This window comes from Leifsonia sp. Leaf264, from assembly GCF_001422325.1.
In the GTDB taxonomy this organism is placed as follows: domain Bacteria; phylum Actinomycetota; class Actinomycetes; order Actinomycetales; family Microbacteriaceae; genus Orlajensenia.
In genome coordinates this window covers 646,540-659,985 of the sequence record NZ_LMMR01000004.1, presented here as the reverse complement: position 1 = coordinate 659,985, position 13,446 = coordinate 646,540, and the positions used below count along the sequence as shown (strand labels likewise).

Genomic DNA, 13,446 nt, shown 5'->3' with positions numbered 1-13,446 from the left:
AATCTACCGTCCGCCCCGGTCGTCGAGGGCCGTCCGAGCCTCAGCCGGCCGTGGTGCGCTGGAAGAGCGCGATGAACATGGCATCGGTGCCGTGGCGGTGCGGCCAGAGCTGCACGGTGTGAGGATCGCCGGCGAGGTCGAGCGGATGCTCGGCCACGGCCTCGAGCACGGCGCTGGTGTCGAGGGGCTCGAGCTCGCCCTTCCAGCGCGACGCTGCAGCCCCCACGGCGCCGAGGGTCTCACCGGTGTGAGGCGAGCAGGTGACGTAGGCGAGGATGCCCCCGGGCTTCAGCGCCACGACGGCGGCATCGAACAGGCTGGCCTGCAGCGCGCTCAGCTCGGCGACGTCGCGGGGCGACTTGCGCCAGCGCGCCTCAGGGCGGCGGCGCAGGGCGCCGAGTCCCGTGCACGGCGCATCGAGCATGATGCGGTCGAAGGCGGCCGGATGCCGCTCCCCCACCTCGGTGCCGTCGAACTCGGCCACCTCGATGTCGCTGGACACCGCGGACAGTGCCGAGCGCACGAGTTCGGCCCGCGCCGGGACGAGCTCGTTGGCGAGAAGTTCGGCTCCGCCGGCCAGCGCCTCGGCCGCGAGGAGCGCGGCCTTTCCGCCGGGGCCGGCGCAGAGGTCGAGCCAGCGTTCGTCGGCCTCGATCGGCCGCGCCCGGCTGAGAGCGAGGGCGGCGAGCTGGGAGCCCTCGTCCTGGACGCGCACGGTGCCGTGCGAGCGCTTGGTGATCGCCGAGGGATCCCCTCCTCCGAGGTCGTGACCGACCGGGGAGTAGCGATTCGCCTCGCCCAGCGACGCGGCGATGCCGGAGTCGACGAGCCCGGGAAGCGCCACCAGGTTCACCTTCGGGGCCGCGTTGTCGGCGGCCAGCAGTGCCTCGAGTTCGTCGGCCCTCCCTTCGGCGTCGAGCCCCTGGCGGAGTGCCCGCACGATCCACGCCGGATGCGAGTAGAGCAGTGCCAGCTTCTCGTCGGGGTCGGACTCCTCGCCGACGACGGCTTCGCGCCACTCCTCGAGGGTGGAGCGCGAGATCGTGCGCAGCACGCCGTTCGCGAAGCCGGAGGCGGACCGCGAACCGTACTCCCGGGCGAGCTCCACCGATTCGTTGACGGCAGCGTGATCCGCCGTGCGCATCGAGAGCAGCTGGTGGGCGCCGAGGCGCAGGGCATCCAGAACCGGGCCGTCGATCTTCTCGACGGGCCGTCCGGCCGTCAGCGAGATGACCCTGTCGTAGAAGCCGCGCATCCGGAGCGTTCCGTAGGTGAGTTCGGTGGCGAGGGCGGCGTCGCCGGTGGAGAGCTTCGCGCGATCGATGCGCACGGGCAGCAGCAGGTTGGCGTAGGCGTCGCTCGTGCTGACGGCCGAGATCACGTCGTAGGCGACTCGTCGGGCCGGTTGGATGCGGCTGGATTGGATGCGGGAGTTCATCCGGCGATCACCTCGTCTGTTCCGGCGCCGCGCCACCAGTCGGCGGCCGCCATGGGAGTCTTGCCGGCTGGTTGCACCTGGCGGAGTTCGAGTGGTGCGTCGGCGGTGCCGGCGAGCACACGGCCGTCGACGCTGCGGATGGTGCCGGGCTCCAGCGGGGCGGCATCCGGAGCCGGACGAGCCTCGAGCACCTTGAAGCGCGCCCCGTCGATCTCCGTGAACGCTCCGGGTTCTGGCGTCATGCCCCGGATACGGCTGTCGACTGTCGCGATCGGGAGGGTCCAGTCGATACGGGCGTCGTCGATCGTGAGCTTCGGAGCGAGGGTGACCGCGCCGGTCTGCGGGACGGCCAGGGCGGTCCCGGCCTCGAGCTGAGCCACGACGTCGACGAGCAGGGCCGCTCCGTCGATGCTCAGGGCGCCGAGCAGGGAGCCGGCGGTGTCGTCGGCGGCGATCGTCCGCTCGAGGCGACCGAAGACGTCGCCGGCATCGAGCTCCGGGACCAGCTGGAAGACGTCGGCGCCGGTGACGGCGTCGCCGGCGGCGATGGCGCGCTGCACGGGGGCGGCTCCGCGCCAGCGCGGCAGCAGAGAGAAGTGCAGGTTGACCCAGCCGAGCCGCGGCGTCGACAACAGGGGCTCGCGCACGAGGCCGCCGTAGGCGACGACCACGCCGAGTTCGGCTCCATACCCGAGCAACTGCTCCGTGACGACGGCATCGAGGCGGTTGGCCTTGACGACGGTCAGTCCGAGCTCCTCCGCCGCCGAGGCGACGGGCGACGGTGTGAGAACGCGCTTGCGACCGAGCGGTGCGTCGGCACGGGTCACGACGGCGGCGATGGCGTGGCCGGCCGCGTGCAGGGCACGCAGTGACGGCACCGCGACCTCGGGGGTCCCGGCGAAGAGGATTTTCATGGCGTTACAGGATCTCCGGGTCGTCGAATCTGATTCTGAGTGTAGGCGCGACCCGCCGCTTCTCTCCGCGTGGCCCCGAGCGGGTGCGGGTGGCTATGCGGACGACGACGGACCGCAACTCCCCCGCCACGGCGGATCCGGCCGCGTAGTCGAAGCGCACGATGGCGCGCACCTGGCCGTCGGCGACGGGCACGGGTCCGAGCACTTCGGCTGCGTCGATGGATTCGATCGCGGCGAGAGCCTCGGCCACTCCGGCGGCGGATCCGGTGACGGATGCCGCCCGCACGGCTGGCGGGAACCGCAGGGCGCGCCTGTCGGCGAGTTCGGCGGCGGCGAAGGCGTCCTGGCGCCAGGACGTGAGGGCGTCGGACACGGGGCCGGTGGCCCCGGCGAGGAGCACAGGGGCACCGGGAGCCGCGAGGGCGGCGGCATTCGACCACCAGCGCAGGCAGTCCTCGCCGACGCGCAGGGACTCGCGGGCCAGCATCCTCTCCCCGTCCAGGAGGAGCACGGCATGGTAACCGCCTGCCGCGATGGGCTCCGCTCCGCGGGTCGCGATGACGAGAGCCGGCTTGTCGCCGATGGTGAGCACCTCGTGGTCGCCGTCCGAGAGGACGACGAGCGCCCCGGGGAACGCTCGCCCGAGCTCATCGGCCGTGCGGCCTGAGCCGGCGCCGATGCTGCGGAAGGTGCGGCCCTGGCAGTGCGAGCAGCTCCAGTCGGCCGCCACGGCACCGCACAGACGGCAGGCGGGAATGGCACCGGGCCTGGAGACTCCGAGTGGACCGCGGCAGCGGGTGCAGCGGGCAGGTTCGCGACAGGTGGCGCAGGCGATCCACGGCGAGTAGCCCGGGCTGGCCACCTGCACCAGCACGGGACCGGTCTCGAGTGCGGTGCGCGCCTCCCGCCATGCCGACGACGGGATGCGGGCGGCCTGAGCGGCCGGATCCTCGCTGGACTGGCGGCCCGTGGGGATCACGCGCGGCCGTGGGGCGCGCTCGGGCTCGACGGCCCGCATCCAGCCGATCTCGATGAGCCGTTGCGCCTCGACGCTGCGCGCATGGCCGGCGAGCACGAGGGCGCACCCCGTCTGCTCCTGTCGCACGAGGGCCGCGTCACGGGTGTGCACGTAGGGCGCCAACTGCTCCGCGTAGAGCGGGTCGCCGTCGTCCCACACCACGATGAGCCCGAGGTCGGACGCCGGGGCGTAGATCGAGGCCCTGTTGCCGACGACGACGACGGGCGCTGGCTCCAGGCACCGCAGGAAGGCCGCGTAGCGCTCGGCGTCCGGCTGTCGGGCGTCGAGGCGAACGACGTGGTCGGCCGGCAACGCCGCGGCCAGCGCGGCCTCGAGCTGGGCCTGGTCACGGTAGTCGGGCACGGCGAGGATGCTGCTGCGGCCTGAAGCGAGCATGGTCGTGGCCAGCTCGGCCAGCGTGATGGCCCAGTGGCCCACCCACACCCCGCCGGGCAACTGCACCAGGCGAGGGATCGCCCGCAGGGCGATGCGCTCGCCGACGGCGACGGAACTCTGCAGCGCATCGGGGTAGCCGGTGACGGCGACGGGCTCGACAGAGGCTGCGGCAGGTGTGGCGGCATCAGCGTCGGCGGGCGCTGGAGGAGTGGCATCCGTCAGCCGTGCCAGCCACTTCTTCTCGACCCGCACCTGCCGCGGAGGCACAGCGAGACGCACGATGTCGCTCGCGGTGCCGCCGGAGCGGTCGGCGACCCGGCGGGCGAGGCTCCACACCGCCGGGTCGAGCACCGGGGCCGCCGACACCACCGAGTCGAGGGCGCTGAGCTTGCCGCCGAACTCGGCCTCGTCGGCGTCGACCAGCCCGATGACGTACCCGCTGGTCAGCCTCGTCGCCGATCGGAACGGCACCTTGACCCGCACGCCGACGCTGATGCCGTCGACGAGCTCGTCGGGAACGCTGTAGTCGAAAGGGTGATCGAGTTGCGGAAGCGGGGAGTCGATGAGCACCCGGGCGATGAGTCCCGGCACCGGCGCTACAGTCCGGCTGCGCTGCGGAGGTCGTCGACGCGGTCGAGTCGCTCCCAGGTGAAGTCGGGCAGCTCCCGGCCGAAGTGGCCGTAGGTCGCCGTCTGCGCGTAGATGGGCCGGAGCAGGTCGAGGTCGCGGATGATCGCGGCCGGGCGCAGGTCGAACACCTCGCGGATGGCGGCGCTGATCACGTCGTCGGGCAGGTGGCCGGTGCCGAAGGTCTCGACGTAGAGGCCGACGGGAGCGGCCTTGCCGATGGCGTAGGCGACCTGCACCTCGACACGGTCGGCGAGGCCGGCTGCGACGGCGTTCTTGGCGACCCAGCGCATGGCGTAGGCGGCGGACCGGTCGACCTTCGACGGGTCCTTGCCGCTGAAGGCGCCACCACCGTGCCGGCTGGCCCCGCCGTAGGTGTCGATGATGATCTTGCGGCCGGTGAGGCCGGCGTCGCCCTGCGGGCCGCCGATCTCGAAGCGACCCGTCGGGTTGATGAGCACCTTGAGGTCGGAGCTGGTGAGTTCGACCGAGTCGAGCACCGGCCTGATGACCAGTTCCTCGACCTCACGGCGGAGGTCATCGGTCGAGACCTTCGGGGAGTGCTGCGTCGAGAGGACGACGGTGTCGATTGTGCGCGGAACGATTCCGTCGTAGCCCACTGTGACCTGGGTCTTGCCGTCAGGCCGCAGGTAGTCGACCAGACCCTCCTTGCGCACCGCGGCGAGCCGCTCGGACAGCCTGTGGGCGATCCAGATCGGGACGGGCATGAGCTGCGGCGTCTCGGTGGTGGCGTAGCCGAACATGATGCCCTGGTCGCCGGCCCCCTGGTGGTCGAGAGCGTCGTCGCTGGCCTGTTCACGGGACTCGAAGGCGTCGTTCACGCCCTGCGCGATGTCGGGCGACTGAGCGCCGATCGAGATCGAGACACCGCAGGAGCGGCCGTCGAACCAGACATCGGACGAGGTGTAGCCGATCGACGTGATGCGATCGCGCACGATCGCCGGGATCTCGACATAACCCGAGGTCGTCACCTCACCGGCCACGTGGACGAGCCCCGTGGTGACGAGGGTCTCCACGGCGACCCGGGCGTGCGGGTCGACGGTGAGGAGGGCGTCGAGGATGGAGTCCGAGACCTGGTCGCAGATCTTGTCGGGGTGTCCCTCGGTGACGGATTCGGATGTGAACAGGCGGAGTTCGCTCATGGTGCCCCGTTTCTGGTGTGACGAGCGTCATGGTTCGGCGACCGCATCGGTGATCGGTGCCGGTGCTGCTGCTCAGCCGAGAGCGACGATGGCGTCGAGAATACGATCGGCCACCGACATCTTGCTGCCGGCGGCCTCGCTCACTATAGCGCCGGCCCCGTCGAGCACCACGACGGAATTGCCGTCGGTGGCGAAGCCCTCGTTCCAGCCGACACGGTTGACGACGAGAAGGTCGGCGCCCTTCCGCGCGATCTTCGCCCGGCCGAGTTCGAGGAGCGCGGCGTCGTCGGCTTCGGTCTCGGCTGCGAAGCCGATCAGCCGGAGTCGGGGGTACGCACCCGACCGTCGCGCGGCGCCCAGCTCGGCGAGGATGTCGGGGTTCTTGACCAAGGAGAGCTCGAGCGTGTCGCCCTGCGTCTCCTTCTTGATCTTGGACTCCGCGACGCTCGTGGGACGGTAGTCGGCGACGGCCGCGGCCATCACGATGATGTCGGCGTCGACGGCGGCATCCGCCACGGCCTGCTGCAGTTCGACGGCCGTGGAGACCTCGACGAGGGCGACGTCGCTCGGAGGCTGCACCTCGAGGTGCGCGGCGATGAGGGTGACGGCTGCGCCACGGGCGCTGGCGGCCGTCGCGATGGCGACGCCTTGCCGCCCGCTGGATCGGTTGCCCAGGAAGCGCACCGGGTCGAGGGGCTCGCGGGTACCGCCGGCGGTGACCACGACACGACGACCGGAGAGGTCGCCGGATGCCGCGAGTCGGGCCGCGTGCTCGGCATGCACGGCGAGGGCCGCGGCCACGATGACCTCGGGCTCCTCGAGTCGGCCGGGACCGGAGTCGCGGCCGGTGAGCTGCCCCACGGCGGGCCCGACGACGTGGACTCCCCGGCCACGGAGGGTCGCGATGTTGTCGACAGTGGCCGGGTTCTGCCACATCTCGGTGTGCATCGCCGGCGCGATGACCAGAGGCGCCGTGCTGGCGAGCACGGTGTTGCCCAGGAGGTCATCGGCGATGCCGGCGGCCAGCTTGGCGATGGTGTTGGCCGTCGCCGGCGCTATCACGATGAGGTCGGCCGCCTGGCCTATGGCGACGTGGCGCACCTCGGCGACGCCCTCGTACAGCTCGGTGTGTACGGGATTGCGCGAGATCGCCTCGAGCGTCGGCCGCCCCACGAAACGCAGGGCGGCGTCGGTGGCCACGACGTGGACGTCGTGACCCGCGAGCACGAGGGAACGCACGACGTTGACGGCCTTGTAGGCCGCGATGCCGCCGGTGATGCCGACGACGACGTTGAGCGCCACTGTGCTGTGCGTGCGAACTGTGAGGGTGCTACTCGACGATCGGGCTGAGCTGGAGCTTGTCCTCGTTGATCTCGCGCATGGCGACCGAGAGCGGCTTGTCCTCGATGGAGGAGTCGACGAGGGGTCCGACGTTGTCGAACAGGCTGCCGTCGTGGAGATCGGCGTAGTAGTCATTGATCTGGCGCGCACGCTTGGAGGCGAAGATGACGAGGGCGTACTTGGAGTCCACCTTCGACAGCAGCTCGTCGATGGGCGGGTCGATGATTCCGGTCAGCTTGTCAGCCATGTGAGAACACTCCTCAGTGCATTGATGCGTTGCGTTCCGGGGCGCCGGATGAACGCGCGAAACAGATGGGCAGGTGCCGTACGGGTCAGCGTTTCGGCCTGCGAGTCTGCATCAAGTCTACGACCTCTTGCGCGGCGGTGCTCACGTCGGAGTTCACGACCTCGAAATCGAACTCGTCGATGGCGGCCAGTTCGACCTTCGCCGTCTCGAGACGGCGCTGCTGTTCCGGGCCGTCCTCGGTGGCGCGGCCGATCAGGCGGCGCACCAGTTCGTCCCAGGACGGCGGCAGCAGGAAGACCAGCGACGCCTCCGGCATCGCCCGGCGCACCTTGCGAGCACCCTGGATGTCGATCTCGAGCAGAACGCTGCGGCCGGAGTCGAGCGCCTCCTCGACGGGCCTGCGGGGTGTGCCGTAGCGGTGCGCGTTGTGCACCGTCGCCCACTCGAGCAGCTCGTCGGCCTCGACGAGGCGGTCGAACTCGGCGTCGTCGACGAAGAAGTAGCTGACGCCTTCAGTCTCGCCGGGGCGCGGGGCTCGGGTGGTCGCCGACACCGAGAGCAGCACGTCGGGGTAGTTCGTGCGGATGTGCGCCGCCACGGTGCCCTTGCCGACGGCCGTGGGGCCGGCCAGGACCACGAGGCGATTGCTGCGGCCGGTCTGGGAGGCGAGGCGGTCGGTCAGGAAGCCGCGCAGGCGACGGCGCTGGTGCCGGCCGAGCCCGCCGAGGCGCTTCGCCGGAGAGATGCCGAGCTCCTCCATGAACCTGTGCATCTTCGTCACGCCGATGGACGGGATGCTGGTGAGGTATTCGGTGACACGGATGCCGCCCTCGACGCTCGCCGGATCCTCGCCCGCCACCCGCAGAACGTCGAGCGGGTTGCGCTCGCCGTCGGCGATCGCGGCCTTGACCGCGGCACGCGCGCGTCGAGCGGCGACGGCGGCCCGGGATGCGGCCACACGATCGACCTCGGGCGGCGTGCCGTATTCAGCCACGATGCGACTCCACTTCCTCGGAGCGACGGGCGATCGCGTCCGCGATGCCCTCGGGTCCCGCCTCCAGTATGGTGCGTGACTCCGACACGATGACACCCGGAGTGAGATTCCCGAAGATCCTCCGGGTGTCGCGCGGGTCGGCTCCCTGGTGTCCGAATCCCGGCGCGAGCACAGGCAGGGTCGCCGTCGGCTGTTCCGCGCCGATGTCGATGCCGAAGTCGGCCAACGCGACCGTGGCGCCGATGACGACGCCGGCCGAACCGAACCGCGACCCGCCCTGCTGGGCGTTCCAGCCCGTCAACGCACCGACGACGTCGGCGGCGATGGTCGTCCCGGTGGTGGTGACCCGCGCATCCTGCACCCGGGCCGCCTCGGGGTTCGAGGTTGCAGCGAGCACGAAGACGCCCTTGCCGCGGGCGGCGGCGTAGTCGAGGCTCGATGCGAGCGAGCCGACTCCCAGGTACGGGCTCGCCGTGACGGCATCGGCTTCGAGCGGGGAACCCGGCCGCAGCCAGGCCTCGGCGTAGGCCTCCATGGTCGACCCGATGTCGCCGCGCTTCGCGTCGGCGATGGTGAGGACCCCGGCCGAGCGCGCCTCGGCCAGCACGCGTTCGAGCGCGGCGAAGCCGGCGGAGCCGTGCCGCTCGAAGAACGACACCTGCGGCTTGACGATTCCGGCGCGCCCGTGGGCGGCGCCGATCACCCGGAGTCCGAACTCGCGGGCCCCGATGGCGTTGTCCTCGAGCCCCCACCGGTCGAGCAGCCAGGCGTGCGGATCGATCCCGACGCACAGGTGCCCGAAGCGGTCGAACGTCGCTCCGAGCCTGTCGCCGAACGGGGTCACGCTCATGCGATCGCCGCCGCACGCTGCAGTGCGTACTCCTGCAGCGAGGTGACCTCGAAGCCGCCGCGCACGGCCTCGAGCGATCCGACGGCTGCAGACAGTTCGGCGATGGTCGTGAACAGCGGGATGTCGCCGGCCACGGCGGCAGCCCGGATCTCGTAGCCGTCGGCCCGTGCGGAACGACCGCTCGGGGTGTTGATGACGACCTGCACCTCGGAGCGGTGGATGAGCTCGACGATCGAGTCCGCCTCGACGTCGACCTTCTCGCTGAACTTCCCGACGACGCCGGCGGCGATGCCGTTGCGACGAAGTACCTCGGCCGTGCCCTCTGTGGCGAGGATGCGGTAGCCGAGCTCCTGCAGCCGGAGGACCGGGAGGATGATCGCCCGCTTGTCACGGTCGGAGACCGAGACGAAGACGGTACCCTCGAGCGGCATTCCGCCGTAGGCGGCCAACTGGCTCTTGGCGAAGGCGCGGGGGAAGTCGCGGTCGATGCCCATGACCTCACCGGTCGAGCGCATCTCGGGGCCGAGCACGGAGTCGACGATCTGGCCGTCCTTCGTGCGGAAGCGACGGAAGGGCAGCACGGCCTCCTTGACGGCGACGGGCGAGTCGAACGGCACCCGCGAGCCGTCGACCTCGGGCAGCATGCCATCGGCCTTCAGTTCGGCGATGCTGCGGCCGACCATGATGAGCGAGGCCGCCTTGGCCAGCGGGATGCCGAGGGCCTTCGCCACGAACGGCACGGTGCGCGACGCGCGCGGGTTGGCCTCGAGCACGTAGAGCACCCCGGCACCGATGGCGAACTGCACGTTGAGCAGTCCGCGCACTCCGATCCCCTGCGCGATCGCCTCGGTCGCCTCGCGCACGCGGTCGATGACGCCGCGACCGAGGGTCACCGGCGGCAGGGTGCAGCTCGAGTCGCCGGAGTGGATGCCGGCCTCCTCGATGTGCTCCATCACGCCGCCGATGTAGAGCTGCTCGCCGTCGTAGAGCGCGTCGACGTCGATCTCGATGGCGTCATCCAGGAAGCGGTCGACGAGCAGCGGATGCGACGGGCCGACGATCCCCTGACCCTCGATGCGGTCGAAGTAGTCGGCGAGCGAAGCGCTGTCGTAGACGATCTCCATGCCGCGGCCGCCGAGCACATAGCTCGGGCGGACCAGCACCGGGTAGCCGATCTCCTCGGCGACGGTGACGGCTCCCTGGACGTCGTAGGCCGTGCCGTTGCGGGGGGCGAGCAGGTTCGCCTCGTCGAGGATGCGGGAGAACTCGCCGCGCTCCTCGGCCAGGTCGATGGCCTCGGGCGTGGTGCCGAGGATCGTGATGCCGGCCTCCTTCAGGCCCTTCGCGAGTCCGAGGGCGGTCTGGCCGCCGAGCTGCACGACCACTCCGACGAGCTCGCCCGACTGCGATTCGGCGTGGATGACCTCGAGCACGTCCTCCAGCGTGAGCGGCTCGAAGTAGAGCCTGTCGCTGGTGTCGTAGTCGGTCGAGACCGTCTCGGGGTTGCAGTTGATCATGATGGTCTCGAAGCCCGCGGCCGAGAGGGCGAACGAGGCGTGAACGCAGGAGTAGTCGAACTCGACGCCCTGGCCGATGCGGTTCGGGCCCGATCCGAGGATGACGACCTTGCGGCGGTCGCTCGGGACGACCTCGGTCTCCTCGTCGTAGCTCGAGTAGTGGTATGGCGTGAGCGCAGGGAACTCGCCGGCACAGGTGTCGACGGTCTTGAACACCGGCCGCACGCCGAGGGTGTGACGCACCTCGCGCACCCCGGCCTCGCCGAAGCCGCGCAGTTCGCCGATCTGCACATCCGAGAAACCGTGGTCCTTCGCGTAGCGCAGGGTGTCGAAGTCGAGGGTGTCGGCGGCGGCGATGGCGTCGGCCACCTCGTTGATGAGCACGATCTGGTCGATGAACCACGGGTCGATCTTGGTGGCGTCGAAGACCTGCTCGACGGAGGCTCCGGCCCGGAGTGCCTGCTGCACGGTCACGATGCGGCCATCCGTCGGCGTCTTCGAGATCTCGAGCAGCTCGTCGAGGGAGCGGCTCTCCTCGCCCCAGTGGAACGACGAGCCCTTCTTCTCGAGCGAGCGCAGCGCCTTCTGCAGGGCGGAGGCGTAGTTGCGGCCGATGGCCATGGCCTCGCCGACGCTCTTCATGGTGGTCGTCAGCGTCGGGTCCGCCGCCGGGAACTTCTCGAACGCGAAGCGCGGCACCTTGACGACGACGTAGTCGAGTGTGGGCTCGAAGCTGGCCGGGGTGACGCGGGTGATGTCGTTCGGGATCTCGTCGAGCCTGTAGCCGATGGCGAGCTTTGCGGCGATCTTGGCGATCGGGAAGCCCGTGGCCTTGGACGCGAGGGCGGAGGAGCGCGAGACGCGCGGGTTCATCTCGATCACGATGATGCGGCCGTCGGCCGGGTCGATGGCGAACTGGATGTTGCAGCCGCCCGTGTCGACGCCCACGGCGCGGATGATGTCGATGCCGATGTCGCGCAGCTTCTGGTACTCGCGGTCGGTGAGGGTGAGCGCCGGCGCGACGGTGATCGAGTCGCCGGTGTGCACGCCGACGGGGTCGACGTTCTCGATGGAGCAGACGACGACGGTGTTGTCGGCCGTGTCGCGCATGAGCTCGAGCTCGTACTCCTTCCAGCCGAGGATCGACTCCTCGAGGAGCACCTCGTGGGTGGGCGAGTCGTGGATGCCCTGGCCGGCGATGCGCACGAGATCAGCCTCGTCGTAGGCGAAGCCGGAGCCGAGGCCGCCCATGGTGAACGACGGGCGCACGACGAGGGGGTACCCGAGGTCGAGGGCGAACTCCTTGGCCTCGTCGAGGGTCGTGGCGATGTGGCTGCGCGCGACATCCGCTCCGGCCTCGATCACGAGCTCCTTGAAGATCTGGCGGTCCTCGCCCTTGTTGATGGCCTCGAAGCTGGCGCCGATGAGCTCGACGTCGTACTTCTCGAGGATGCCGTTCTCATGCAGTTGGATGGCCGCGTTCAGCGCCGTCTGGCCGCCCAGGGTCGGCAGGATGGCGTCGGGCTTCTCCTTGGCGATGATGGTCTCGATGACCTCCCAGGTGATCGGCTCCACGTAGGTGGCGTCGGCGAAGTCGGGGTCCGTCATGATCGTCGCAGGGTTGGAGTTCACCAGGATGACGCGCACGCCCTCCTCGCGGAGCACCCGGCAGGCCTGAGTGCCCGAGTAGTCGAACTCGCAGGCCTGGCCGATGACGATCGGGCCGGAGCCGATGACGAGGACGCTGGTGATGTCTTCACGCTTGGGCATCAGTTCTGGTCTCCATCGGTTGCTGCGGACGTCGAGTTCTTCGCGAGCACCATGTCGCGGAAACGATCGAAGAGGTAGTTGGCGTCGTGCGGACCTGCCGCGGACTCGGGGTGGTACTGCACACTGAAGGCGGGGATGTCGAGGCAGTTGAGGCCCTCGACGACGTTGTCGTTGAGGTCGTAGTGACTGACCTCGACCCGGCCGAAGCCCTCGGCGGAGTCGCTCACCTCGTGCAACGGGGCGTCGACGGCGAAGCCGTGGTTGTGGGCCGTGATCTCGACCCGCCCCGTCGACACGTCGATGACGGGCTGGTTGATGCCGCGATGGCCGAACGGGAGCTTGTAGGTGCCGAAGCCGAGGGCACGGCCGAGCAGCTGGTTGCCGAAGCAGATGCCGAAGTAGGGCACGTCGGCGCGCAGCACTGTGCGGAGCAGTTCGACGTGGTGGTCGGACGCCCCGGGATCGCCGGGCCCGTTGGAGAAGAACAGCGCGCTGGGCTCGAGTTCGAGGATCTCCTCCGCCGTCACGGTCTGCGGCAGCACGATCACGTCGAAGCCGCGTTCGGCGAGGAAGTTCAGGGTCGAGGTCTTCACGCCGAGGTCGAGCACCGCGACGGATCCGATCCGCTCGCCCGTGGCCGGCAGCTCGTAGCGCTCCGCCGTCGAGACGGCTCCGGACAGGTTCTGCCCGGCCATCTCGGCACCGCTGCGCACCAGTTCCAGCTGCTCGGCCTCGCTGAGGGCGGCATCCGCCCCGGAGAAGATTCCGGCACGCATGGCACCGGCCGAACGGAGGTGGCGGGTGACGGCTCGGGTGTCGATGCCGCTGATGCCGACCACACCCGAGGCGACGAGGTCGTCGTCGAGGCTGCGCTCGGAGCGGAAGTTCGACACCACGCGGGAGGGGTCGCGCACGATGTACCCGGCCACCCAGATCTTCGACGACTCCATGTCATCGTCGTTCATGCCGGTGTTGCCGATGTGCGGTGCCGTCTGGAGCACGATCTGTCCGGCGTAGCTCGGGTCGGTCAGGGTCTCCTGGTAGCCGGTCATGCCGGTGGAGAAGACGGCCTCGCCGACGGTGCGGCCCTCGGCTCCGTAGGCACGGCCGCGGTAGCGCGACCCGTCCTCCAGGACGAGGACGGCCGGGCTCGGGATGGTTGCAGCCATGT

Annotated in this window: 10 protein-coding genes; all 10 read right to left on the bottom strand. The window is 70.2% G+C overall.

Features of this window, described 5'->3' with window-relative positions:
- Window positions 1-40: 40 nt before the first annotated feature.
- The 10 genes from ASF30_RS08485 to carA all read right to left on the bottom strand — a co-directional run bounded on the left by ASF30_RS08485 (window position 41) and on the right by carA (window position 13,444).
- Window positions 41-1,438 carry an RsmB/NOP family class I SAM-dependent RNA methyltransferase gene (locus tag ASF30_RS08485; RefSeq protein WP_055904518.1) on the bottom strand — a complete coding sequence of 466 codons (1,398 nt, stop codon included), beginning with the start codon at window positions 1,436-1,438 and terminating at the stop codon, window positions 41-43.
- Entirely contained in the window at window positions 1,435-2,352 is a 918-nt protein-coding gene (gene fmt / locus ASF30_RS08480; RefSeq protein ID WP_055904515.1) for a methionyl-tRNA formyltransferase, read from the bottom strand. Before fmt ends, ASF30_RS08485 begins: the two co-directional genes overlap by 4 nt.
- A gap of 4 nt (window positions 2,353-2,356) precedes the next feature.
- The gene (locus ASF30_RS08475) at window positions 2,357-4,357 is read right to left on the bottom strand and encodes a hypothetical protein (RefSeq protein ID WP_055904512.1); all 2,001 of its coding nucleotides are present in this window, start codon (window positions 4,355-4,357) and stop codon (window positions 2,357-2,359) included.
- Window positions 4,358-4,362: 5 nt separating this feature from the next.
- The gene (metK, locus tag ASF30_RS08470) at window positions 4,363-5,556 is read right to left on the bottom strand and encodes a methionine adenosyltransferase (protein ID WP_055904509.1); all 1,194 of its coding nucleotides are present in this window, start codon (window positions 5,554-5,556) and stop codon (window positions 4,363-4,365) included.
- A 72-nt stretch (window positions 5,557-5,628) separates the two neighbouring features.
- On the bottom strand, window positions 5,629-6,858 hold the full coding sequence (gene coaBC, locus ASF30_RS08465; protein WP_055904507.1) for a bifunctional phosphopantothenoylcysteine decarboxylase/phosphopantothenate--cysteine ligase CoaBC: 1,230 nt from the start codon (window positions 6,856-6,858) through the stop codon (window positions 5,629-5,631).
- Window positions 6,859-6,886: 28 nt separating this feature from the next.
- Window positions 6,887-7,144, bottom strand: a complete 258-nt coding sequence (gene rpoZ / locus ASF30_RS08460) for a DNA-directed RNA polymerase subunit omega (RefSeq protein ID WP_055818200.1) — start codon at window positions 7,142-7,144, stop codon at window positions 6,887-6,889.
- An 85-nt stretch (window positions 7,145-7,229) separates the two neighbouring features.
- Window positions 7,230-8,138: a guanylate kinase gene (gmk, locus tag ASF30_RS08455; RefSeq protein WP_055904505.1), complete on the bottom strand. Its 909-nt coding sequence runs from the start codon at window positions 8,136-8,138 to the stop codon at window positions 7,230-7,232.
- Complete coding sequence (pyrF, locus tag ASF30_RS08450) at window positions 8,131-8,988, bottom strand: orotidine-5'-phosphate decarboxylase (RefSeq protein ID WP_055904502.1); 858 nt, start codon at window positions 8,986-8,988, stop codon at window positions 8,131-8,133. Before pyrF ends, gmk begins: the two co-directional genes overlap by 8 nt.
- Window positions 8,985-12,275 carry a carbamoyl-phosphate synthase large subunit gene (gene carB, locus ASF30_RS08445; protein WP_055904499.1) on the bottom strand — a complete coding sequence of 1,097 codons (3,291 nt, stop codon included), beginning with the start codon at window positions 12,273-12,275 and terminating at the stop codon, window positions 8,985-8,987. Before carB ends, pyrF begins: the two co-directional genes overlap by 4 nt.
- Complete coding sequence (gene carA, locus ASF30_RS08440) at window positions 12,275-13,444, bottom strand: glutamine-hydrolyzing carbamoyl-phosphate synthase small subunit (RefSeq protein ID WP_055904496.1); 1,170 nt, start codon at window positions 13,442-13,444, stop codon at window positions 12,275-12,277. The genes carB and carA overlap by 1 nt, the downstream gene beginning before the upstream one ends.
- Between the last annotated feature and the right edge of the window lie 2 nt (window positions 13,445-13,446).

What these genes read in the sequence shown, in the direction of transcription:
- pyrF (WP_055904502.1), bottom strand. Translation starts at nt 8,988, where the DNA reads ATGAGCGTGACCCCGTTCGGCGACAGGCTCGGAGCGACGTTCGACCGC.
- fmt (WP_055904515.1), bottom strand. Translation starts at nt 2,352, where the DNA reads ATGAAAATCCTCTTCGCCGGGACCCCCGAGGTCGCGGTGCCGTCACTG.
- carB (WP_055904499.1), bottom strand. Translation starts at nt 12,275, where the DNA reads ATGCCCAAGCGTGAAGACATCACCAGCGTCCTCGTCATCGGCTCCGGC.
- rpoZ (WP_055818200.1), bottom strand. Translation starts at nt 7,144, where the DNA reads ATGGCTGACAAGCTGACCGGAATCATCGACCCGCCCATCGACGAGCTG.
- ASF30_RS08485 (WP_055904518.1), bottom strand. Translation starts at nt 1,438, where the DNA reads ATGAACTCCCGCATCCAATCCAGCCGCATCCAACCGGCCCGACGAGTC.
- carA (WP_055904496.1), bottom strand. Translation starts at nt 13,444, where the DNA reads ATGGCTGCAACCATCCCGAGCCCGGCCGTCCTCGTCCTGGAGGACGGG.
- metK (WP_055904509.1), bottom strand. Translation starts at nt 5,556, where the DNA reads ATGAGCGAACTCCGCCTGTTCACATCCGAATCCGTCACCGAGGGACAC.